We start from the raw sequence: 22,103 nt of genomic DNA on the forward strand, positions 1-22,103 counted from the left end.
TGTAATTTATAAAGTTGATATTATACAAATTCAAAATAAAAATCAATATTCTCCTTAATCAGGATGTCGATAGGCATATACTTTACAGGTTCAACAGACTTCTTAAACACAACATGGTCGCACAGAGCCTTCACCCCGCAATACCCTTGCAATCCCGGACGTTGCCCGATTAAATAATGCACATCACCTGATTTTAGCAACTCTACATTTGCTTTCAGAAGGTCATATCCTATCAGCCCTTTCATGCTACGTCCCGCATGACGGAGATACTCTCCCAACTGATACACTCTGGAATTAAATACAACTCCCAGCGCAGCCTTCGGATGTGCCCGGAAAAACTCATCTAATGTCTGTTGATTACTTTCCTGATCGGATTTATTGAGTATAACCTCATGGATTACCAGGTTGTTATATTCCTCGGCTATGTAACTCATAAAACCGTCCAAACGACGTTGCATCTGTATTTCAGCCGGATTATCTTTATTATTACTTAAAAACAAGACTAACTCCTGACCTTCTCCCGCCGAATAGTTGCGCATCAATATTTTTGCTGCAATATATCCGCTCTTATAGGAATCCTGCCCAATATACGTCAAGGCTCTCGCTTCTTCCATATTGAAATCAACAAAAGCATAAGCTATCTTATTTTCCTGCAGATAAGCTGTCAGCGCCAGCGTCTCTTCCCGGAAATTCGGAGAAATCAACACTGCGTCTACATTCTTTTCTTTTATAGCGAGGCAGGCTTCCTGATAACTTTTCTCATCTCCATGATGGTAACACAGATAATCTATACCCACATTAAAAGGACGCAACTCTTGCCGGGCACGCTCAATCCCCCCGACTACCGAATGCCAATAGTCATGTTCTATATAATAAGGTATCAAACAGAGGAAAGAATATTTCTTTTTAGCAGCCAAACCGATAGCAAACACATTGGGTTGATAATGAATCTCATCCAGTACCTTTTGTACTTTAGCTTTGCTTTTGGGAGACACGTCGCCACGATTGTGCAACACCCTATCCACCGTTCCGGCGGAAACACCGGCCATACGGGCTATGTCTTTAATGGTATAGTTCTGGTCCTCCATAGTGCTAAAACTTAAATATTATAAATAATCGCTGCAAATATACGAATTATTTTGTTACTCCAAGTAAATTTTCTATTTTTGTGTTCGATAACGGTTAATAAAACTAAAACGAGATTTACGCCTATTAGCTTTAAAATCAATACGATATAGGTATAAATACAGAAAGTAATAATTTTATATACTTAAAACACAGTAATAATGAAGAACTTCATGGACGAAAACTTCTTGCTGCAAACAGAAACCGCGCAAAAGTTGTATCACGAGCATGCGGCTAAAATGCCGATCATCGACTATCACTGTCATCTCATCCCTCAAATGGTAGCTGACGACTACAAGTTTAAATCACTGACTGAAATCTGGTTGGGCGGTGACCACTACAAATGGCGCGCAATGCGTACAAACGGCGTAGATGAACGTTTCTGCACAGGAAAAGATACCACAGACTGGGAAAAATTCGAAAAATGGGCGGAAACAGTTCCTTATACTTTCCGTAATCCACTGTACCACTGGACTCACCTCGAATTGAAAACTGCATTTGGTATCAATAAAATATTGAACCCACAAACAGCACGCGAAATTTACGATGAATGTAACGAAAAGCTGTCTCAACCTGAATATTCAGCTCGTGGAATGATGCGTCGCTATCACGTAGAGGTAGTTTGTACTACGGATGATCCTATCGATTCACTGGAATATCACATCAAAACACGTGAAAGCGGATTTGAAATCAAGATGTTGCCAACTTGGCGTCCTGATAAAGCTATGGCTGTAGAAGTCCCTGCTGATTTCCGTAGTTATGTAGAAAAGCTGGCAGAAGTTAGCGGTGTTACTATCTCCAATTTTGATGATATGATCGCTGCTTTACGCAAACGTCACAACTTCTTCGCAGAACAAGGTTGCCGTTTGTCTGACCACGGTATTGAAGAATTCTACGCAGAAGATTATACCGATGCTGAAATCAAGGCTATATTTAATAAGGTATATGGCGGTACAGAATTGACCAAAGAAGAAATTCTGAAATTCAAATCAGCCATGCTTGTTATCTTCGGTGAAATGGACTGGGAAAAAGGATGGACTCAACAGTTCCACTACGGCGCTATCCGCAATAACAACACCAAGATGTTCAAATTACTGGGCGCTGACACCGGTTTCGACTCTATCGGTGAATTCACCACAGCCAAAGCAATGGCTAAATTCCTTGACCGTCTGAATACCAATGGCAAATTGACTAAAACAATCCTTTATAACCTGAACCCATGCGCAAATGAAGTGATTGCAACTATGTTGGGCAACTTCCAAGATGGTTCTATCCCGGGAAAAATTCAGTTTGGTTCGGGATGGTGGTTCCTCGATCAAAAGGATGGTATGGAAAAACAAATGAACGCCTTGTCTGTGCTTGGTCTCCTAAGCCGCTTTGTAGGTATGTTGACAGACTCTCGTTCTTTCCTATCCTACCCGCGTCATGAATATTTCCGCCGTACATTATGTAACTTGGTAGGACGCGATGTAGAGAACGGAGAAATCCCTGCATCTGAAATGGAACGCGTAAACCAAATGATTGAAGATATCAGCTACAACAATGCTAAGAACTTCTTCAAGTTCTAACGGATTAGCAGTTACACTATAAAAAAAATACCGCTACCAAAGTCGAATATGCTTTGAGTAGCGGTATTTTTATGTTCTGTTCATATTATTCCGGTTTTCGGACTGACCCATTATTCCTTGATTTTCAGGCGGGCACTTGATATACAAAAAAAGAGGCAACCTTAGTTACCTCTTTTTTGTACACCCTCAGGGGGTAAAATTGATGTTGATAGTCAGATAATTACACATTTGGTATCATTTTAGTATCACATCCCAATATTTCAATTCATCTACATTACCAACCATAGGTTAATAAATGTAGGATAGACTCACTTGTTTATAGTACAAAGATAATTCATTATGAGAATAAATCTATGTCTTTATTGGATTTTATTTCTTTTTATTCATAGCTCTCCTTTCAGCTCAATTTTTATATGGACTATGAATCTCAGAATATGTGTTTCGAGAAACTTCTAACATACTACAACTCCATCTCAGGAAATGGTAATATCCCAATTCCAGGTACATATAAACGCTTTAAATTATTATAGATATATTGTTTTGCTTCTTGACGAACTGTTGCATCACAAACGAGATGTTCATTTACAAACTGTGATAGCTCATCACATAATAAATTATAGTAGAAATGACATTCAGGTGTATACGCTCTGAACTCAAAATCGTTCATTTCTTTGACCATTTGTTTTACTATTTCAATGCTACTTTTTGTTGTTTTTAATATAATCATAATTAACGTCTTTATATCCAACTTATAATCATTGACAAACAAAAGAGCTTTTTGCAGAAAAAATTGCTGTTTCTATATGATTGAAACTTCATTGTTGAACAATCTCCCAATCTTCTGCAAACACGTCACTGATAGACGGAATCCATGAATCAGCACGACCAGTATTCTCGTTGTAGATAAGGCATTGGCTTGTATAGTTAATGAAACCCTTGCCTTTCAGAATAAGGTCCTTTGCCGATTGAGGAAGTGACTGCATCTTCGGAACAATATCGCTTTCGATGTGTGCCGGGACTTGCTTGATGACCCACAATCCCTTTCCATTCCAACCTTTTCTACGAATAGCAAGACCAAATTTCAACGCTTCGATTGCAACTCCGAAAGACATCTGGTTAAACGGAGCATTAGGAGCACCATCAAGACATCCAATACGACATTCAAGTGTTTTCACGTAATTACCCATCACTACTTGCTGTAAGCGTAACAAAAATTTTTGGTAGTTGTCTGTTACCACTTCATCCATCTTTCCAGAATCAATGAAAGCAACAAGTTTATCCAACCTGTCATACAAGTCTTTCATTTCAATATGCAAACGGTCAAGAAAGGTGTCTGCACACTTGTATGATTTCTCAAACGCTTTGGCAGGCGACCAACTTTCGTAACCATCTTCGTATTTAACACGATAACCTTTCTCGGTTTCTTTATGGTTTTCAATGTCCTTACCATAGGGGTTTCTACCCGTTTCTTGAACGAAGTCGCCCAATGTCATAGGCTCGGCTTCAATCTGTTTTGTTTCAATGTACTTTTTCATATTTTTATTTGAAAACGTTTAAAAATGCCTTAATTGTCTGGCGCATATCATACACGCACTGTGGGACCACATTATTTTCTGGAAGGCTATCAGCAAGTATCATATCACGCACCATAGTTGCTGACACACCATCTTCACAAGTGTTTCTGGCAAGTAAAGATAGAGACACGTTATTCCTTAAAAGAAATCCTGGAAACCAAGATGTGATGGTCTCAAATCCATCAGAGTAATAGATGGTGAAATCAGACTGGTTGATTTTGCTAACAATAAACGAATAAAGATAAAAACCCCAATCGTGACTGTTGTCAGATTCATCAGAAAGGTCAGCAAGCTCAACAATCTTCGTTTTTTCGTGAAGAGAATGGTCTTTAATCGCCTTTTCAACAAGCTGTTTTCGGATAGTCCAAGGTATCGGATTCCGTTTTGAGAGTTTATCTATTGATCCAATAATAACTAAAACTTGCTCATTCTCGTCACAAGCCTTCTTTATCAGCTGTAGGTGTCCATTATGTATAGGCTGGAATCGAGCCAATATTACTCCTGTTTTCATAACTACTCAAATAAGCTGATGGTTATTTCTTATTAATCATACTTCTCACTATGATTGCAATTGCATGTACAAGCAATGAAATTGCAATAATGGCAAAATGAACAGCAACTCCTCCCCAAAGAGGTGAAGTTACCCACCACCATGACCAATTGATTACATTGCACAACTTTAATGTGATAAACACAATTGCCAGCAATCCTAAGAATCCGATTCCATTACCGGATGTTTTTGTTTGACTACTCATAATAATGCTTTTAGACGGACAATAAGAAGAAAAGCCGTATCTTTGCGGTTAAAACTGATTGAAATGAATCCGTTGATAACGGCTTTCCTTCAGATGTTTACTATAAATAGTTGTAATACAAACATTAACGCCAACTTTACAACCAACGTAAATGTTAATGTTAACTACGACATCAATCTGGACTTGACATTAGCAGTGTCAATTACTGCCAGTTTCGCGGTTTGTATTGCAAGCTACTTTATAGGCAAATGGATTGTCCGTAGATTTAACAATTGATTTATTTTTATCTTCCTCCATGCAGTAGTTGGCTGCATGGTTGTATTTTTGCAGTGCATACGAGAATCGAACTCGTGATCTCTACAGTGACAGTGTAGTGTTCTAACCACTGAACTAATGCACTATAATGTCATATCTCTTTTGATTCAACTTTACGAATAGCCGCTGTCATTTTGATTTCACAACCATATTAGCCCTATGGTTGTTATCTTTGGGGAGTAATTGCAACTCCCCATTACTTTGTTTACGTTTTCGATAATAATATTCTTTATTATAAGCTCTTAGATAGTCACGCCTATCTTGGTAAGTTCTTAGAGTGCCCTCTTCTTTTTGTTTGTAATAACGTTTTTTAGCACCTTCTCTATTCTTTTTTTTACGTAACTCGTCTCTTTTTCTCTTCTCATCTAAGATTTCTTTCTGGTGAGATAAAGAATAAAGCAATATACTAATCTTTGTATTCACAATACGTTGGTTCCGCTTTTTGACATATTGTGCTACTTGACCACTATTTACTTTATTACGGTAATACATCGCATTTCGGTATTTGTGACTATGATAAAAAGCATTGTTTTTTCTTTTTATTTCTTCTTTATGCTTTTGATAGTATTGTCTGGCATATTCTTTTAGCCTTTCTTTATGCTTCTGATAATATGCTCTATAGTATTCTTTCAATTTATTGGATACTGTCATATAAATCAATTTAAAATCGTGGAAAATTAATTGCATCCCATTTGAGGCCCATGCAGGAATCGAACCTGCGATCATGGTTTTGCAGACCATTGCCTTACCACTTGGCTAATGAACCAGAGAGCTGGAAGTTTCACAACTTCACAGCTTTGCGGAAAGAAAAATAAGCTAATCCAATAACAATCTTTTTAACCTTAAATGCGCTCTTAGATGGATTTGAACCACCGACCTGATGATTAACAGTCATCTGCTCTACCACTAAGCTATAAGAGCAAATGATGTCTTTATCTCCCTAACCGACCCATCCCCTTTCGGCGATGGTGGAGGAATCGAACACTCCCGTAAAGACATCTAACATACCGATTCTACCAACAGCTCGGTATCACACTCCCGGACCAACGATTCCGAACAGGGCTTAGTTTACTTGCATATTGACTTGTCTCAGCATAACCTGCATGTTCGTTCCCTTGTACTTCGGGCTTGTTGTACTCGGTAATGGAGTCGAACCATTCTTTTCTGCTCGAAAGGCAGATGTCCTTTCCGATAGACGAACCGAGCAAACAGCCGGATTTTTCACCGGCTTTTGGCTAAAAAGTTTTAACTTTGCAGCCGTAATGGAAATTTATTTGCTGTTGCTTGTCCTCCTTGTACGAGAAATTCGCGCTCTCGTAAAGGAAATCAAAAGACGATAAGCCGTCCGTAGGACGTAAAAACAACAATTGAGCTTTCTTGCCATTTGGAATGTGAAATACGATCGGTTCACAGGCATTCAAGCATTTTACATAATTTCCATCCAGAGGAATAAAGGGGGTGCAAAACATTTTTCCAAGATGTTTCTTAACAACCCATGCAGCCATCCCAGCGACACCAAAGTTGGAAACTGCATGGATCGTACCCCTCCTCTTTCCAATTTACTTACGGGCTTTAATTCGTCATCTTCAGAAATTCTGGAGTTACCCCATACAGCGGCGTTTTTCCGTCCCATTTGTCTATAAACTGTTTGTATAGAATTTCTTTAGTTAACCCTTTCGATGTGATAAGAGCCTGTTCGGTTTTTAATCTTTCCAGTTCGTTTTGCTTTTTCTGTTCCTCGATTTTCTGATCAATAACGGAAATATTAGTGTTGACCTCGTTTCTATTATCAATCTTTTCCCGGACTCTCTTACTAAACTCTAATTGAGCAGAAAACGATTTTAAATCTAACCCTCGTTCTTTAAACTCCGCCCTAACAATATCCTCTAGCTGCTTTTCAAAAGCTAAAGAGCCACCATCGGCCATAAGCGTATCTGTTTTATACTTCCGGCTTTCTTCTTTAATTAGGTCGTAAATACGCGGTTCCAAAATGTTATCCTCCAAGGACCTCATAAAGCCATCGCCATTACCTATATGCTTATTATCGAAAACAACATCAATCGCTTTGTCTTTAATTACTCTATATGAGTATAAAGGAGTAGCCTCAAATTCCGTATTGTCAGCAGCTTTCAGAGTAACTGCTCTCTGGAAACCTCCTCGCTGTTCAAACAACGGTACCTGGAACAACTCTGTCCCCCATTCCCATGTAGAAACCTTTCCGGACACAATCTTAAAATCATTTTTACCTTTTTTACCGTAATTCTCCATAAGGACACCGGCGTAGTTAGGAGCAACACGCTCACAAGATGAAAAAATCACTGTTGCCATAAGAGCAACCAACATAAACTTAATCTTCGTTTTCATGTTTTTTGATAATTAATTTAATGATGTTAATAAATGGATAGCAAACCCCAAAACATATAGCAATTCCCAACCAAGCGTCAACATGATTGAATACTCTATTGCCAATGAATAAGACCGCTATCATAAAAAAGAATTGTTCTATATACTTTTTCATCGCATATTAAGTTTGGTATATTTCAAAGAACTCTTATTGACTAATGTCATTGTGCCGCAAACAGGAGCCGAACCTGCACCGTCCTTTCGGACGAATGGATTTTAAGTCCATCGTGTCTACCAATTCCACCATTGCGGCATCATCTTATCAAGACTTAAAGAACAAAGAAAAAATCCGGATAAAGAATGAGTTTCGGGTTTTCATCTTCTCCAACTCTTTATTGTCTTTTCTCAATTTCTTAATGTCTGCCTTATTGGAAGACACGTGTGTTTTAGCTCTCGTATTCAACTCCACTAAGGACTGAACCAATTGTCTCAAATTGGCAATAATATTTGCCCTTTCAGATATGATTTGCTCTTTCATACTATAATTAATTTAATTAGTTAGTGGCGGAGAGCCGGACTCGAACCGGCGACCTCTTGGTTATGAGCCAAGCGAGCTACCAACTGCTCCATCCCGCTATGTAACGGCTATTTATGACTAAGTATCTCAACAGCCGTTAGTTGACAGAATTTTGAAAAACTGTCCTACTTTGAAAGATTCTTCTTACCTTTGCGAATATATGCCAATCGCATGGGTGCTGATTGCCTTTACAATGAGAAAATGCCTACGAATAAGAGTGGATTTCGATGTAGCCGCATCGTTAAAATCTATCGCTGACATTATCTGGGCTTTCAGAGGAAGAAAGACTTCCAACAAATGATGATTTGTATATCTCAATCCTCCAGTTCTCTTGCTGGAGGATTTTATTTGTTTCCAAAATCAGCAGGGGTCTCACCCCATTCTTTGTTGTTCCAGTGTCGGACTTCAATTGTATCAACATCCCATGCAAGAGTTTTAAGAAATATCTCGGCTTTCTGAAGTTCTTTGCATTTCTTCTTGGATGCTGTTTTTTTGTTTTGAAACCAAGCTATTGCTGTTATACTATCTGTATAGATAATTCTGGGAGAATAATCATTTTCTATGATATATTTTGCCGCTTCAACAACGCCTAAGAACTCACCAATATTCACCGTTTTATTACCCAGGTTCTGATAAAATATCCGCTTACCGGTCCGTAAATCTATCCCCTGAAACTCTGTTATTTTATTTTTCGTGGAATGAGCTGCGTCTGTAGCTATTCCCTCTACTGGAATTTCTATCATATTCTACCAATATTGAGCGGGTGTGGGAATAAGAGCCACAGTACCATTTATCATTACCGGTTTCATTTCTACTGTCGAATTAACCCAAAATTTACAAGGCCACTCTCCTTCTACTTTAGCAAGATTAACAGTGCTATAATACGAAGCGCGTCCTTGTGCTTTTATACAAGCCTTTTTTCTTTTTCTCGGCAGCTTAGGTTTTCTACTTTTTGAGAACTTTTTTTGCTGCGACATAATGACCATCGTTCTGGAATGCGGTTAATACAATGTTTGCTGACTTACAGAAATCATCAATTACCAGCAGTAGATTCTTGATGTCTTTACGTTTTGACAGTTCCTCTACAACCCCATCAATAGTACGAACAGAATCTTTGACACCATCCAGCGGATCGTATTTGATTGTCTTGTTTCCGAACTTTACTTCCACTAAATACACAGCATTCTTTACAACTGTAGAAGTAATCTTTGCATCAAAAGCATGTGGTTCCGCTGCTACAACGATGTATCCAGCCTTTTCATTTTTCATAGGAACCATTTGTACATCATAAAGCACATTCGGCTCAATAATTGGCTCTAGCTCATGTGTTACAATACATACTTTTTTAGGACCCTTTGCGTCTTCTCTAACGCCCTTAATGTAACCGGTTTTAGTATTGATAGAAACAAATCCTACCCATGACTCTGTACGGTCTGACTTAATAAATTTCAATTTTGTTTTTATCTTATCCATATTCCTATGATTTTTGTTTACATATAAAAGCCTCACCAACTATTTTGTTAAGATGGTGAGGCAAAGGTACGACTTTGTTTTAAATTATGACATCAATTTATTAATTATTTTATATTTAATCAACTGTTATACAATAGATTAGCTATATATAAAACTAAATATAATACTTAATATAATTGACTATATTACAGATATTTACAAAAATCACTATTAGTATATCGAAAATGTCAATAATCAGCTTCAATATCATCCAAAATTTGTTTCACTTTTGGTATTGCGAATACCCCATTTTCATCTCGATATTCTATAGTATTAACCGAGATACCAATCTGTACAAGGAACAACAAGGTGTTTTCAAGTTCATAATCCGGGAAACTACAGAATTTCACGCCTTCTTGCAGATGTACTGGGAGATTCAGTGCTGCCCCCAGTTGAATAGCATCATCTTCATAAGCCTCAAAATGAGATTGAATATGAAATAATACTAAACCATGTGCGTAGTCATTCTTATAGAACTTATACGCTTCAATGTACAGATTGTCCATAATTTATAATTTTATTTGTTTAGAAATACACTTATCGCATATACCATCGTTTCGCATGTATTTGACTTTCGATAACTGGAGTCCACATTGCCTACAATAATATACGCGCTTGGGTTTAACTTTTATCGCATATAAAATTTTACGTTTATTGACATCATATATACCAGAAAGTTTTTCAAGTATCTGGTTGTGTGTGAATTTGTTTGTTTTCATCAATTTCCAATAATCATATCGGATTAACTTATCTCTTGCTTCTTTCTGATTCAACAAGCCATTGTCTCTCAATACAATAATATAAGGATATGGAATATTGGTTATATCCGAAATCTTTTGAGCATACAAGTCATAAATCTGTGCATCACTCATTTCTTTATCACTATTTTAGTTTGAAGGATTATAGATTTGGAATCTTCAATATCGCGTATAAGATTAAATGAATCTTCCAATAGGGCCAACATAACACGATTACTTTCTTCGTGTGTCATACTTTCCCAGTCAATTTCTAATTGTTTAGCTATTTCTTTCGCTAACTCATAAAACTTATTTGTTTTCGGAATGTCTGTGACATCATATATTTCGTTTTGCTTTTGACCGAACAATAAACGGCTTAACTCATAATAACGAAAAAACGCCTCCAAAGTCTTCTTCTTATCTGGAGGCGCAATAGATAATTTGTTTTTTGTCATATTTATAAATGATTATATACGATTATCAACAATTTATGTAATTTTGCAACCAACATGGTAAGATTAGTCATGCTGGTTGCCCTTTTAGTAGCAAACCTTGTCGATGCACCTGGAATATCATGGATCAATTATACCACCCTGATTTATGATATTTTCTCAGCCGCCATCGCAAGGTTTGCAGGACTAACCAAAAGGAGTCAAAAAGACTCTGCAAATTGATGAATTTTATCTGTATGGCTGGAGAATATATCTCCGGCCTTTTTTAAGTAATAGTTGGAACTGGATGGAGTTAGTTTAGAAAACCAAGTGCATTTTTGGAAAATTAATTGGCTACAATTGTATTCAATTATCAATAAATAGCAGTATCTTTGCTGAAACGATTAATAAATATTTATCATTATGAGTATAGAAATTGGAGACAGTGTAAAAATTGTCAATGCTATTGATCCTATAAAGATGGTTGTTATAGATAAAATAGACAATGAACATTTAACCGCAGTGTACTGGAGTCATACCCAAGGAGCATATCTTACAATAACAGGAAATATAAATGCTTTCGTAAAAATCGACTAACAAGCCCATTGCTTTTTATAATAAAACATAGGAACACACAAAAAACGTATCTCGACAACAATATACGAAGAATCAGTGTCCCTATATTTTTTTGCTTCAATAATAGCTTTCATATAACAAAATTTTAGTCTATAACAATATCATATTAAATAGATACAATACCAGATACCAAAGTACTGATATTGACAACTACAGTTTTCTATAGAATAGGAAAGATGGAAAAAGAATGGTTGTTATTTTTAGTTATTACACCAGAATGACAAAATTCTTTTTTAACACCAATTTCGGAATTCCACAACTTATCGAATAAGCCGAAATTAAATAGTTACAAAAACTTATTATATGTATCAATAACAATTTCCAGTAACTCCATTGATTTCCCTAACGAGTCATACGCATCATTAATTACGTTATAACTTGCCTTTAACGTCTTTAGTTCACTCTCGGAATAAGGATATGTTATAACTTTAATTAAGTATAATGTTTTCTTAGCTTCAATGAGTTCAGAAATTGATTGTTTCTTGCGTTGGCATGTTTCATAATATTGTTGATACGCATCACCTAATTTGGAATTAAAATTTCGATTATAGAGGTCTAATTGAATTGCGATAGATTTGGTGTACACCTCGTTTGCAAACATTGTTATGTCGGAATTAAGTGTATTTAATTCATAAGTCAATTTAAGGTATGACAATTCATGTTCAAGAGAATCGACTCTCTGGACAAGTGTTTGTATTTCCTTTTGTGAATCATTAGATTGTGCATGGACTGAAGAAAAAGAAAGCACAAATACAAGAGAGCATAAAAATTTATTCATATAAATATGTGTGTTAAAAGTGTTTATAGCCAAAACTGTATGGTATTATATCGTGGACAACAACTCAAAATCTTCAATAGATATTTTGTCTATTGAGACAAGCCATTCAAGATAAGAAATATCATCTTTAATGTCACGAAACTTTTGTCCCTTATATTTCCCAAAATCAATTACTTGGTCTGCAATAGATATATCTTCCTGTTTTTCGACATCTGGATATAATTGTTTAAGTTCCTCAAAATCAACTTTGAAAAGCCTGTCTGTTTTTTCTAGCCAATGAAGATATTGATAATCTATCTTATAAATGTCACCAAAAGTTTTCCCCTTATATTTACCAAACATAAGTATTTCATCCGCTTTATGAATGGGAAATATTTCATTAAGCGATACACCGGGAACATCAATCAAAACCCATTCTCCACATCCAGCGCAAGGGATTTCTTCGTCTTTGATATTTGGATAACATTCCTGCCTATATGTATCATCAGGCTTACCATTTACAAAACACTTGCCATAAGCCTTACCATATTTGCCACGCGGCTTTACAGTTTCGACTAAGAAGGTTCTATCTTGATTTGGATCAATACGTCTTTCCTCGCTGGATGAACGTGCTAATCCTAACTCACATCGTTTAACCAAGAATGGAGTTCGTTTCCCTATATTGTAATAAATACTAAAAATATTATCGTGTGGGTACATAGCTTATTTTATTTTTATTATGAATTAATTACACAGACTGACATAATTAACAGGATTGTTCAATGTACAAAATCATTTCCAATTTGTCTGGTAAAGGTAATAATTTATTTTTTAATTACAAATTTGTTGCAGCATTTATTCTAATAGGATTAGCTTAGATAAGAAAAACAGAAAAATAGTTATGATATTGGTGTATTTTTGCAATCAAACCAATTGATGATACAATGAATACAAAAGAAAAGCAAGACCTCATTGAGTTATTAGTAAAATTTGTAACAAGAGCTTTTGGCCCTGAAGTAACCCCTTATGAAAAAGAGAGAATTTGGGTTGGGTGCCAAACATACGTTTCCACATGTCCGCAAGTTTTTTTTGAATCTTGCCGACATGGAATTCCTCAATATCATATTGATAAAGCGTTAGAATTATCTCAGAAAATGATTGATAACCCTAAAATAGCTGGAAATATAATAGAATTTTAGCGTTGGTCCATATAGGCTAGTCCAACAAGGTCCCAAACCTTATCTGCTAGATATACTTCTATCAGCCTTACTTCATTTGCTATATTCGCATCATTAAGGGGGTATTTCCCCTTACATGTTTGTTTTGCACGTAACCTTTCCAGAATGTCTGTATCAACAGTTACCTTGAAAAGTTTAGGAGCTTTTTTATTCTCTTCTTCTATTTGGGGAATAATTTCAGTAATAAAGTCAAAAGATGTCTTCTGATCATCCAATATGAACTCTACCAAACGGTCGGTATTGTGTAAGGCATATCTACTTTTTAATGCCAAAAATAATTTTGCATTTTTAGGTTCTTCCATATTCTTCCATATTCTTTATTATTTTCTATAGAATAGAATGAAAAAAGGGGAATGGTTATGTTATTGGATTTATTTTGAAAAATTTATTAACCACAATTGTGCTCAATTATCAATGATTTTATATATTTGTGATTAAAAACAATTGATACTATGAACATAAAAGAAAAAGAGCAAATTGAATTGTTAAGTAAAGTTATTGGAAGACGAATCAACCATGAAAACGACTCTTATATCGCAACACGTATTTGGGATGGGTGTTGCACCTATCTTTCTGCCAATAGACAACTTTTTTCAACTTTCAAGAACGGTATTCCCGAATATCATGTAGAAGAAGCTATAAAAGTTGTAATAATGTATATCAACGACCGACATAAACCTGCTTTCTATCCAGAAGACTAACGCACAGAAGAAGCCTGCATCGCAAAAGCAAGCACCTCTCCTGCAAAATTATTTATTACATTTAGAGCGTAATTTTTCCAATGTTCAGAAATTTGTACCCCATATTCCTCTTCCAATTTCTGAACATTGGAAGGATTAAATTCTATATTTATGAGTTTTGATAAATGCACGCACTTATCCTCGATTTCTGCCAGTACGTCATATACATTCTCAACTGTTGCTTTATCATCTAATACCAATTCCTGAATATTATCTGCTGCCCATATAACGGGGTATCTTTTATGCAACGCCAATGAAAGTTTTCTTTCTAAAGAAGTTGAATGTATATCTATATTGTTACTTTCGTTTGTATGCAACTCTTTTTCCATACTATCTTCTTAAAATTGTTTTCTATAGAATAGAAAAAAAAGAAGAAATACGGTTATGAAAAAGGTATTGAAATCATAAATAATATGCCAGCTCTTATTACCAGACAATCATCTTTTAGTTCTAAAAAACGATATACCCAAAGCATAAATAACGACACCAATTACCCCAATAGCTAAGAAAAACTTATACAGTAATTCATAATGTTCGTTATACATATAGTCCAATAAAATGGCACTGCCTGCTCCTACTATAATAACTATCGCACTATTTCCTTTTGACAACCGTTTTTGGGGATTCTCTAATAACCCAAATGGAAACATTAGTACCAACATTATAATAATCCAAATAATAACACAAATGAACGCAACCATAGCAATTATTTTTTTTCTATTTTAACTGTATAGCCCAAAACATCTACTATTTTAAGCATTGTGTCTATACTAATAATTGATTTTTTAGATTCAATTTTAACTATTGTAGAATACACAAAACCAGTTTTTTCAGCCAAAGCTCTCTGTGAAATTGCTTTTTCTTTACGAATTAATGCTAATATACTTCCTAATTCTTGTGCATCATTTATACGATATGAATGTTGGCCGTTCTCAATTACAAGAATATGCTGTAGTGCTTTAATATACGACATCATATTCCCCATCTCAAAATTGCTACTTCCTTTTTCTAAACGATATATAGCAGTAGGCATAACCCCCATTTGAAAACAAACATCTTTCATTTTAATGGTAGATTGCTTTCGTATATCTGCAATTATTTGGCAAAATTCTTGTCTATTCATGTTCTTATAATTTAATACTACAACAAAAATAAGCAATGCATTTGATATACACAAATAATACTTATTTTTTCCTTATTATTTTCTCCTCCACAAACCCAACGACCTCATCTATCTTGCTTATACAGTCCTCCATCAAGCAGATGTAGTCCTGCATCTTTTCTCCTCTGGAAGACATTTGTAATCCATCTGGGAGAGAATCGTAAGAGTCTTGTTCTTCATTTAAGATGTCCTCCAGTTCTCCCTTCGCTTCTTCCAGGGAACTAATAACATCGTTGAATCTACCTTTCCTTTCTTTGTTCATTTATTTAAATACGATTATATTCGATTATACACATTATTATTAAATTTGTAGCCAACTATGATAATGAATATCATGTTGGCTACTCTTTTAATGGCAAATTCCGTTGATTACCAAGAGGTAAGGGTTGCTATTGTTCTGTATGCTATTGCCCAAGTATTACGACAATCAGCAGCCTTAATCAAGGCTATCACAAAATTTGCACGGGTGGTCAAGCGAGGCAAGACCTCTTACAATTGATTATTTTTATCTTAGCTGGAGTGCGGAATATCGCACTCCTTTTTATTTAGTTTCACACATGCTAATTTTATTCATATTCTCTATCAAAAAATTAAATGTTGTATATTTGTAACCCCTTTCAGCATCTTTGATATATAAACCAAATCAGAGGGCAAACTTAGGGTTAAGAAATATGTTTAACATATTTAATAGACAACCTCATTCTTTTTAGAACTGTTAGAATGAGGCTCTGTCTCAAAACTGCAAAACAGTCCAGTGTTGTGGCGATAAACCTGTGCATGTTCGTTCCTATTACAGATTTCGGTTTGGTAAATGGGAACACGTGACAGAACATTGCAGAAGACTACCGTGTCATTATCGCTAAAAGACTAGTCTTTCCGAGGATACGTGACAGGTATCCTCGTTTCTTTTTTAATCTGTATTAGACAAATATTCTTTACTAAAATACCCTTTTGCAATAAGCCACTTAATCATAGACACACAACTGTCAAAAGGGCTGTTCTCGATATGGGTACCGGCAAAACAATCTACGGTATATCTACATACGGAGAAGTTATATCCAGCCTCATACTTAATCAATTCTGGATGGTGAAGAACATTTGGTTTGTCGCAAGGAATCTCATAAGGAAGCAGTTCAAGTAACCGGACCAAGCTCCATGCTGGAATGTCATTGTTGTCTATGTTTTCCAGTGATGGTGGACACAATTGTAGTTCCCATTCCAATGAATCAGTGCTTGATTTTGTACAGCGATATACCAAATCTGCTGTTTCAGGTTTTACACCTAGCTCTATTAATTGTTGCGACTGCTCTATGCTTGTTGCAACTTGTGTTGTAAACTGTGCCATATCGTTATCATTTTTTCATTAGTTCTTCTTCAAATTCGGCAATGATACAGTCTGCATCACCACCATGTACCCAATTCTCTAAAACAGAAGCCAGAATTTCTATAGCTCTTTTCTTGGCATCTTCTTCACCTTGCTTGTAGGTATCCATGCCTATTCGATCTATGTCTCCTAAAAAATCATAACTCATTTCTCTAAACAGATTTAAAATGTTCTATAAGCTCTTTCACCGTTGCCTTATGACTACAATGGAACCATGCCGCCTGTACACTATCTTTAATATTTTCTCGTGCATAATTGATGTCATCGTCATCGCATATAAACCAAATATTTTCAGGAGGATATACAAACCATTGTGAATCGTCAGTATCGTCTCTCAATGCGGCTATGGCAAGGAACAAAGCCTCATTAGTTCCGCAATGAATATACCCATTACATTGTTCAGGAGGATATGGAACATCAATTCCAAACATCTCATCATTGTCTGTCGCTAAAAAATCATCGTTTATATACCTTTCATATCCTATTTTATACCCTAAACGAACTAACTTATCTCGAAGCTCCGGTGTGTTTTTGAGTATAAACACAGGTGTTGTAAATCCCATAGTTAATCCTCCGTTTCTATCTTTACTTTGGCACGTATTACAAATATTCCACTACATGAATTAAAAACATCGCATGGATCTGAATACAACCTATCACCTAAATAAGTACCACACTCATTCTTTAAAGAACACTCTAAACAAGGGGATTCGCTCGGTATGACAAACTCATGCAAAACTCCATTAATTATTATTCCATTATTTACTTCCATAATCATTTCTTTCTTCTATGTGTTTTCTTATTTTTGTTTTTCTTTCAATTCTTCAATCATCCGTTCAAGGCGATTGTATTCATCTCTCCCAGCTTTATAAGACTGGTCAATGCAATCACGACAGAATTCCAGACGTTTAATTTGTTGTTCCAATGTTTCGTTCATATTTCTTATTATTATATTTTATTCCAGAGGACAATCACTGGGAATATCAACTTCGTCACTTTCGTAGGGTCGAAGTGCAGCGGCTACTGTCCTTTTTAATTTTTCACAGAAGAGTTTTACGTCATCGTCACAAAACCAATCATACGGTTCTGGGTCTGGAAGAATTGTACAATGCGGACATTGTACACACTTCTTTATTTCATTAATTTTTGTTTTACCCATATTGTATATCAACTTTAATTAAACCAATGTTTTCAATATTCCAATCGCTTTTGCTATACTCAAAACTTCCTTCTTTGTTTTTACAGCAGCTGGAATAATTGTCCCATTTGCAGACTTAGAATAGGTCTTGCCACGACATAATACATAATCGTAACCCATTACTTGCTTCTTACGAGAGAAACCTATACATCCATATTGCAGCGTCCATTCAGAACCACCTCCAAACGGCATATAGTTACCTTTATCATCATACCACGAATTTTGATGACGTCTTGCATGAAAATAACGAGTACCAAGTTGATTATACAATAACACCTCGTATGCACTGTTGATTGAACGATTATGTAAATTCAATCGTTCGCAATTTAATCGTTGTCGAGTATCAATCGGTAAATCACAGAATTTCATATTTATTCTTATCTGAGTGTTGGTTTCTCGAATGTAATATTAGGCAGAAGAGAGTCGACTTTATTAGCAATTCTACAATTCCATTCTTGTTCTACATTTGATATAGCTTCCATTATCTTACCGAAAAGGCAAACTGGAATTTCATCGCAGCAGGGGTCTATAAAAGAGACACATCCTTTTTCATCTATCTTATACCGTATTAAAAGCTGTTTACGGTCATCTGTAATTCTCTTTTTACTCATTTACGATATTTAATAAGTTAAATTTCCATCTTTACTAATAGTAATCACCCCGCTCGTTACCCCAACAAAATAATACTCGGCCTTTGAGATGATGCCTTTGTTTTTCTCCAACATGTGTTCTGCTTCTATTTTATCAAAAGCGGTAACTAAGCAAAGTGTATTATCAATGCATAGTCTAAAAATAAATGTTCCCATATTAATTACTATCTTTTTATTAGTTAATTTTCACCCAAATACGAGAACCGGGTAAATCTGATTTAGCTGACATTACATGAAATGCCAACACCTTTTTCACATCTACGCGATTTCCTTTAATTGTTCTTTTAACTTTTTCAGCACTCACAAAATAAGTGTATTCACGTTCACCATTTAGATGTTTTTTAAGAGCTTCTTTTGCGTCAGATTCCTCTTTAAAAACATCATAAGAATATGCGTTATAGGTCCGTTCTCCATCCAATTTAAATTGTAGCTGATAAAAGACTTCATTTGTTTCTTTATCAAAAGATTTTCCTATTCTTATCTTCATTTCTATTCTGTTATTAGTCAAACAGCTTAAATTCATACACCCACACAAATGGGTTTTCTTCCCATGTACCTTTGCCGGATACTTTGTCTATCAAGTAGGCAAAAGCTTCTTGGGCTACGTTCGTTGACAAGTAAGATCCGTTTACATGTGGGGTATGATATATTTTTTGTCCAAGAAAAGTTGACACATGAATAATCCCCTCTTTCAAGCAATCTTCATCGCTAATGTCCTGTAGGCGTTCAACCTTGATCCCGGTAATTTTGATATGGTGGGGCATTAGGTCGGCTTTAACAAACATCTTATTTCCCCAACCGGGATATAATTTCAGTTCAGGCAATATAGAATCCAAGTATTCTAAGTAATCCGCATTTTTCCCCTTTCTATGAAATCGGTCAACATCCTTGTAGCTTTGCGCAATGGCAACAACTTCACCAAGTTTATATTTCGGCAATATCTCGCCCATATCAAACTCTCTTTCATCTGCATCGTACATACAAGGCCAATCAACAATCTTTTTGTCAGAATGGCGTCTGTGTATATTGAATCCTGCGACCCATTCTCCCCTAAAAGTTCTTGGACATTTGATTATTCTTCTCGTCATAGTCTTTCGACCATCTAATACGGCTTGGGTTAAGCCAAATTTATCGTTAAACATTATTTTCTTCATGATTATTCCTCCTTGATTAAATATGGATTATCGTAGATGTTGCCTAATATTTTAACATCACTTTCTGTATCTGTATTCAAATCACTAATTGCATAAAAACCAGCATTTTCAGAATCATTTTCTGTAACATTGAAAATAAACCCACCTTGATGCCATTCTATACAACCTTTCAAATAGTGCTCTTGTTCTCCATAACAGCCATGGGAAAAGAATAACCATTCAACAATATCCCCTTCATATATTTCTTTTCCGTTTTTGTCAAGTAGCCCGGTGAATTGACCTACGGTTTCGGGAATGACCTTACTTCTATTAAACATTTCAGTAGCTTCGTATCCATATTGGGAAAGTTTCTTGCTGAAAATAGCCATTTCACCACTTTCGTACTGAATCAAGTCACCAAATATCCATTCGTTATTATATAAGTTTTTACCTCTGAATTTTATTGTTCTCATATTCATTACTATTTTGTTTTACTTCAAAATATCAATAGCTTGCTTCAATATAACATCAGCTATTTTTTCATCACCGATCTCTGTTTTGCAAATTATTCTAAGTTGCGTTGCTAAATATCTTGTAGCTTGTGCCAACTGTTGAACATCTTTTGGGACTTCCATATCATTTTCAATCGCAGACCGTCCCAATATCTCTGCTATCCTAAATTCTATTTCACTCATATTAAGATAAGAACGTATAACCCTTTTTGATAGCAAGAGCTTCTTCTTTACTATCAAACATTAAAGTTGTTTCGCACTCGCTTCCATAACATAAAGCTTTCACTTTCAGCCACCAATGATAATTTCCACTACCATAATCATCATAATATGGCTCACCGATAATCTCGGTTACATAATGTTCAAGTACATTCATTTATCCTCCTTGTTTTTTGTTTTGACTTCCTCTAATTTGCAACAATTATGTTTATCATCTTGCTTCCAACATGGAAGTCCTGAACCTGAATATAAGTCGCAATAGTCACAACCGTCCCAATTTGGGCGTGCTCTACATACATTGATAATATTTTCCCTTTGTTTGTGAGAAAGAAAATAACTTCTTAATCTTTCCGCATTATTAACATTAGTTGCCATGTTCTCAAAATTTATCATTTATAGACTCTTTTATCTTCTTGTCGGTGCCGGTTTAGTTTTAAACATATACAAATCTTTACCATCATTATCAAGAAGATAATAATCCGGTTTTACTAATGTGATCCAGTAATCTATAGGCAGCAAACGTTCGTCTCCAAAAGAAGGAGATGTGTATTGGCTAGTTGGAACATAATGAGCTTGAAACAAAACCTTATCATTATTATATGTTGACATGATTCTTGTTATATCTACATCAGAAAAATGTTCCAAGACCCCATGTGTTACCACTACTGTAGATGATTCAAAAAACTTAGGTTCACAAATATTCTCTTTAACATAAAACAATGGGACTTTTCCTAAGTAATTATCCGTGGATATTGAGAGTGTGTTCTTGCAACATAGCTCCAACATAGGAATATTGATGTCCGAGAAGATAACTTTTGAAATTTTCTTTGCATCAGAAGCACCTGTTAATCCAAAAGAATTAAACAACCTCTCTCCTATTTGCGAAATAGCAAGGCTTACAGTACCTATTCCACATCCTTCCTCCTTTAAGATAAGGGGTGCTTTCAGGTCGTAGGATATTTGTTGTATATTGATAATTATTTCTTCTATAAACCGGTTATATTTTTCACAAAAGACATTCACATAACTGTCGTTACAGACACGACTTTGATAGAAATTATCCCATGTATTCACAGACTCTGTAATATTATCTTTGCTCATATCTCCTTTTGATTCTCAAATTATTCCTCATCAACATACACCTCTTTCTTATTGTCAGGCCAAGATTTACGAATCAGGGAAGTGATCTTCTTTCTTTGAAGTCTCTCGATAGCTTTTCTTTTGGCTTCGGCTTTATTATTAGCCGAAACCACTATTTCAAAAGCATCCAGATCAATCGTCACTCGGTATTTTTTCATATCATATTTCTATACTTTTTCCAGATCACTGCTTGCTGCAATTCCTTTTAAAACAGCTCCTCCAACTTCAACGCGATAAAAGTAAGAAGGCTGAATATTGTTATCTGAATCTTCAGAAAATGACGGATACACTTTCTTTACTCGACCAATTTTACCAACCATTGCCGGTTGCAAATCATTAGAGACAATTTTCACATTATCCCCAACATTAAATTTTAAATTTTCCATATTATTGTTGT

The 22,103-nt window shown here is 35.5% G+C and carries 36 protein-coding genes and 6 tRNA genes; 5 read left to right on the top strand and 37 right to left on the bottom strand.

Annotation, left to right across the window (positions count from 1 at the left end; translation table 11 throughout):
* Positions 1 to 20: 20 nt before the first annotated feature.
* Positions 21 to 1,088 (bottom strand): substrate-binding domain-containing protein, encoded by a 1,068-nt coding sequence (locus KFO40_RS15665; protein ID WP_004316195.1) that lies wholly within the window; start codon positions 1,086 to 1,088, stop codon positions 21 to 23.
* A gap of 198 nt (positions 1,089 to 1,286) precedes the next feature.
* Here KFO40_RS15665 and uxaC point away from each other — a divergent pair, with 198 nt between their 5' ends.
* Positions 1,287 to 2,693: a glucuronate isomerase gene (gene uxaC, locus KFO40_RS15670; protein WP_117684230.1), complete on the top strand. Its 1,407-nt coding sequence runs from the start codon at positions 1,287 to 1,289 to the stop codon at positions 2,691 to 2,693.
* Between the two features lie 460 nt (positions 2,694 to 3,153).
* Here the strand turns inward: uxaC and KFO40_RS15675 are convergent, their stop codons facing one another.
* The 4 genes from KFO40_RS15675 to KFO40_RS15690 all read right to left on the bottom strand — a co-directional run bounded on the left by KFO40_RS15675 (position 3,154) and on the right by KFO40_RS15690 (position 5,022).
* The gene (locus KFO40_RS15675; RefSeq protein ID WP_130061552.1) at positions 3,154 to 3,420 is read right to left on the bottom strand and encodes a hypothetical protein; all 267 of its coding nucleotides are present in this window, start codon (positions 3,418 to 3,420) and stop codon (positions 3,154 to 3,156) included.
* Between the two features lie 88 nt (positions 3,421 to 3,508).
* A complete protein-coding gene (locus KFO40_RS15680; RefSeq protein ID WP_109115746.1) occupies positions 3,509 to 4,228 on the bottom strand; it encodes a DUF2829 domain-containing protein in 720 nt (239 codons plus the stop codon).
* 4 nt (positions 4,229 to 4,232) lie between these two features.
* Entirely contained in the window at positions 4,233 to 4,778 is a 546-nt protein-coding gene (locus KFO40_RS15685) for an adenylyltransferase/cytidyltransferase family protein (RefSeq protein WP_109115745.1), read from the bottom strand.
* Between the two features lie 22 nt (positions 4,779 to 4,800).
* Positions 4,801 to 5,022, bottom strand: coding sequence for a hypothetical protein (locus KFO40_RS15690; RefSeq protein ID WP_109115744.1), 222 nt, complete (start codon positions 5,020 to 5,022; stop codon positions 4,801 to 4,803).
* Positions 5,023 to 5,085: 63 nt separating this feature from the next.
* On the opposite strand from KFO40_RS15690, the gene KFO40_RS15695 reads away from it, so the two are divergent.
* A complete protein-coding gene (locus KFO40_RS15695) occupies positions 5,086 to 5,298 on the top strand; it encodes a hypothetical protein (protein ID WP_151433344.1) in 213 nt (70 codons plus the stop codon).
* Positions 5,299 to 5,349: 51 nt separating this feature from the next.
* Here KFO40_RS15695 and KFO40_RS15700 read toward each other — a convergent pair.
* From KFO40_RS15700 to KFO40_RS15755, 12 genes are all read right to left on the bottom strand, one after another.
* Positions 5,350 to 5,422 (bottom strand) — tRNA-Asp (locus KFO40_RS15700).
* Positions 5,423 to 5,466: 44 nt separating this feature from the next.
* Positions 5,467 to 5,988, bottom strand: a complete 522-nt coding sequence (locus KFO40_RS15705; protein WP_141409265.1) for a hypothetical protein — start codon at positions 5,986 to 5,988, stop codon at positions 5,467 to 5,469.
* A gap of 44 nt (positions 5,989 to 6,032) precedes the next feature.
* A tRNA-Cys gene (locus KFO40_RS15710) sits at positions 6,033 to 6,103 on the bottom strand.
* 83 nt (positions 6,104 to 6,186) lie between these two features.
* A tRNA-Asn gene (locus tag KFO40_RS15715) sits at positions 6,187 to 6,258 on the bottom strand.
* A gap of 213 nt (positions 6,259 to 6,471) precedes the next feature.
* Positions 6,472 to 6,543 (bottom strand) — tRNA-Glu (locus KFO40_RS15720).
* A gap of 366 nt (positions 6,544 to 6,909) precedes the next feature.
* A complete protein-coding gene (locus KFO40_RS15725; protein ID WP_109115741.1) occupies positions 6,910 to 7,701 on the bottom strand; it encodes an SPFH domain-containing protein in 792 nt (263 codons plus the stop codon).
* 206 nt (positions 7,702 to 7,907) lie between these two features.
* A tRNA-Leu gene (locus KFO40_RS15730) sits at positions 7,908 to 7,993 on the bottom strand.
* A gap of 249 nt (positions 7,994 to 8,242) precedes the next feature.
* Positions 8,243 to 8,316 (bottom strand) — tRNA-Met (locus KFO40_RS15735).
* 285 nt (positions 8,317 to 8,601) lie between these two features.
* On the bottom strand, positions 8,602 to 9,000 hold the full coding sequence (locus KFO40_RS15740) for a ribonuclease H (protein WP_008647689.1): 399 nt from the start codon (positions 8,998 to 9,000) through the stop codon (positions 8,602 to 8,604).
* Between the two features lie 202 nt (positions 9,001 to 9,202).
* A complete protein-coding gene (locus tag KFO40_RS15745) occupies positions 9,203 to 9,730 on the bottom strand; it encodes a hypothetical protein (protein WP_008647695.1) in 528 nt (175 codons plus the stop codon).
* 227 nt (positions 9,731 to 9,957) lie between these two features.
* Positions 9,958 to 10,275 (bottom strand): DNA mismatch repair protein MutS, encoded by a 318-nt coding sequence (locus tag KFO40_RS15750; protein WP_109115739.1) that lies wholly within the window; start codon positions 10,273 to 10,275, stop codon positions 9,958 to 9,960.
* 362 nt (positions 10,276 to 10,637) lie between these two features.
* Entirely contained in the window at positions 10,638 to 10,961 is a 324-nt protein-coding gene (locus KFO40_RS15755; protein ID WP_109115738.1) for a hypothetical protein, read from the bottom strand.
* A gap of 399 nt (positions 10,962 to 11,360) precedes the next feature.
* Here KFO40_RS15755 and KFO40_RS15760 point away from each other — a divergent pair, with 399 nt between their 5' ends.
* Positions 11,361 to 11,534 (top strand): hypothetical protein, encoded by a 174-nt coding sequence (locus tag KFO40_RS15760; RefSeq protein WP_153880776.1) that lies wholly within the window; start codon positions 11,361 to 11,363, stop codon positions 11,532 to 11,534.
* An 862-nt stretch (positions 11,535 to 12,396) separates the two neighbouring features.
* On the opposite strand, the gene KFO40_RS15765 is transcribed toward KFO40_RS15760, so the two are convergent.
* Positions 12,397 to 13,050: a hypothetical protein gene (locus KFO40_RS15765; protein ID WP_008768622.1), complete on the bottom strand. Its 654-nt coding sequence runs from the start codon at positions 13,048 to 13,050 to the stop codon at positions 12,397 to 12,399.
* Between the two features lie 224 nt (positions 13,051 to 13,274).
* Between KFO40_RS15765 and KFO40_RS15770 the strand changes: the two genes are divergently transcribed.
* Positions 13,275 to 13,529, top strand: coding sequence for a hypothetical protein (locus tag KFO40_RS15770; RefSeq protein ID WP_032555596.1), 255 nt, complete (start codon positions 13,275 to 13,277; stop codon positions 13,527 to 13,529).
* Here the strand turns inward: KFO40_RS15770 and KFO40_RS15775 are convergent.
* The gene (locus KFO40_RS15775; RefSeq protein ID WP_008768621.1) at positions 13,526 to 13,870 is read right to left on the bottom strand and encodes a hypothetical protein; all 345 of its coding nucleotides are present in this window, start codon (positions 13,868 to 13,870) and stop codon (positions 13,526 to 13,528) included. The genes KFO40_RS15770 and KFO40_RS15775 overlap by 4 nt on opposite strands.
* 150 nt (positions 13,871 to 14,020) lie before the next feature.
* Here KFO40_RS15775 and KFO40_RS15780 point away from each other — a divergent pair, with 150 nt between their 5' ends.
* Positions 14,021 to 14,269, top strand: a complete 249-nt coding sequence (locus KFO40_RS15780) for a hypothetical protein (protein WP_032555595.1) — start codon at positions 14,021 to 14,023, stop codon at positions 14,267 to 14,269.
* Here KFO40_RS15780 and KFO40_RS15785 read toward each other — a convergent pair.
* The 18 genes from KFO40_RS15785 to KFO40_RS15870 form a co-directional block, all read right to left on the bottom strand.
* The gene (locus tag KFO40_RS15785; RefSeq protein WP_032555593.1) at positions 14,266 to 14,637 is read right to left on the bottom strand and encodes a hypothetical protein; all 372 of its coding nucleotides are present in this window, start codon (positions 14,635 to 14,637) and stop codon (positions 14,266 to 14,268) included. The genes KFO40_RS15780 and KFO40_RS15785 overlap by 4 nt on opposite strands.
* Positions 14,638 to 14,745: 108 nt before the next feature.
* Positions 14,746 to 15,009, bottom strand: a complete 264-nt coding sequence (locus KFO40_RS15790) for a hypothetical protein (RefSeq protein WP_055268821.1) — start codon at positions 15,007 to 15,009, stop codon at positions 14,746 to 14,748.
* 5 nt (positions 15,010 to 15,014) lie between these two features.
* Entirely contained in the window at positions 15,015 to 15,431 is a 417-nt protein-coding gene (locus KFO40_RS15795; RefSeq protein ID WP_138335713.1) for a helix-turn-helix domain-containing protein, read from the bottom strand.
* Positions 15,432 to 15,492: 61 nt separating this feature from the next.
* Positions 15,493 to 15,732, bottom strand: coding sequence for a hypothetical protein (locus tag KFO40_RS15800; protein ID WP_055268819.1), 240 nt, complete (start codon positions 15,730 to 15,732; stop codon positions 15,493 to 15,495).
* A gap of 648 nt (positions 15,733 to 16,380) precedes the next feature.
* Entirely contained in the window at positions 16,381 to 16,815 is a 435-nt protein-coding gene (locus tag KFO40_RS15805; RefSeq protein WP_141409269.1) for a hypothetical protein, read from the bottom strand.
* A gap of 7 nt (positions 16,816 to 16,822) precedes the next feature.
* Entirely contained in the window at positions 16,823 to 16,963 is a 141-nt protein-coding gene (locus KFO40_RS15810) for a hypothetical protein (protein WP_225472613.1), read from the bottom strand.
* Between the two features lie 43 nt (positions 16,964 to 17,006).
* Positions 17,007 to 17,417, bottom strand: a complete 411-nt coding sequence (locus KFO40_RS15815) for a hypothetical protein (RefSeq protein WP_008768618.1) — start codon at positions 17,415 to 17,417, stop codon at positions 17,007 to 17,009.
* A gap of 236 nt (positions 17,418 to 17,653) precedes the next feature.
* On the bottom strand, positions 17,654 to 17,791 hold the full coding sequence (locus KFO40_RS15820) for a hypothetical protein (protein WP_165360465.1): 138 nt from the start codon (positions 17,789 to 17,791) through the stop codon (positions 17,654 to 17,656).
* Positions 17,792 to 18,031: 240 nt separating this feature from the next.
* Positions 18,032 to 18,421: a hypothetical protein gene (locus tag KFO40_RS15825; protein ID WP_115484599.1), complete on the bottom strand. Its 390-nt coding sequence runs from the start codon at positions 18,419 to 18,421 to the stop codon at positions 18,032 to 18,034.
* A gap of 251 nt (positions 18,422 to 18,672) precedes the next feature.
* Complete coding sequence (locus KFO40_RS15830; protein WP_032555586.1) at positions 18,673 to 18,858, bottom strand: hypothetical protein; 186 nt, start codon at positions 18,856 to 18,858, stop codon at positions 18,673 to 18,675.
* A 19-nt stretch (positions 18,859 to 18,877) separates the two neighbouring features.
* On the bottom strand, positions 18,878 to 19,189 hold the full coding sequence (locus KFO40_RS15835; RefSeq protein WP_141409270.1) for a hypothetical protein: 312 nt from the start codon (positions 19,187 to 19,189) through the stop codon (positions 18,878 to 18,880).
* A 13-nt stretch (positions 19,190 to 19,202) separates the two neighbouring features.
* Positions 19,203 to 19,856: a hypothetical protein gene (locus KFO40_RS15840; protein ID WP_196071620.1), complete on the bottom strand. Its 654-nt coding sequence runs from the start codon at positions 19,854 to 19,856 to the stop codon at positions 19,203 to 19,205.
* A 2-nt stretch (positions 19,857 to 19,858) separates the two neighbouring features.
* Entirely contained in the window at positions 19,859 to 20,308 is a 450-nt protein-coding gene (locus KFO40_RS25735) for a YopX family protein (RefSeq protein WP_225721028.1), read from the bottom strand.
* A gap of 18 nt (positions 20,309 to 20,326) precedes the next feature.
* A complete protein-coding gene (locus KFO40_RS15850; protein WP_115484596.1) occupies positions 20,327 to 20,530 on the bottom strand; it encodes a hypothetical protein in 204 nt (67 codons plus the stop codon).
* A 1-nt stretch (position 20,531) separates the two neighbouring features.
* Entirely contained in the window at positions 20,532 to 20,723 is a 192-nt protein-coding gene (locus KFO40_RS15855) for a hypothetical protein (RefSeq protein WP_070612561.1), read from the bottom strand.
* A 248-nt stretch (positions 20,724 to 20,971) separates the two neighbouring features.
* A complete protein-coding gene (locus tag KFO40_RS15860) occupies positions 20,972 to 21,667 on the bottom strand; it encodes a class I SAM-dependent methyltransferase (RefSeq protein ID WP_196071621.1) in 696 nt (231 codons plus the stop codon).
* A gap of 20 nt (positions 21,668 to 21,687) precedes the next feature.
* A complete protein-coding gene (locus KFO40_RS15865) occupies positions 21,688 to 21,864 on the bottom strand; it encodes a hypothetical protein (protein WP_165861919.1) in 177 nt (58 codons plus the stop codon).
* Positions 21,865 to 21,873: 9 nt separating this feature from the next.
* Positions 21,874 to 22,092, bottom strand: a complete 219-nt coding sequence (locus KFO40_RS15870; protein WP_055268813.1) for a hypothetical protein — start codon at positions 22,090 to 22,092, stop codon at positions 21,874 to 21,876.
* Between the last annotated feature and the right edge of the window lie 11 nt (positions 22,093 to 22,103).

The sequence above is a fragment of the Bacteroides sp. 1001302B_160321_D4 genome (assembly GCF_015667765.1).
GTDB lineage: Bacteria > Bacteroidota > Bacteroidia > Bacteroidales > Bacteroidaceae > Bacteroides > Bacteroides xylanisolvens.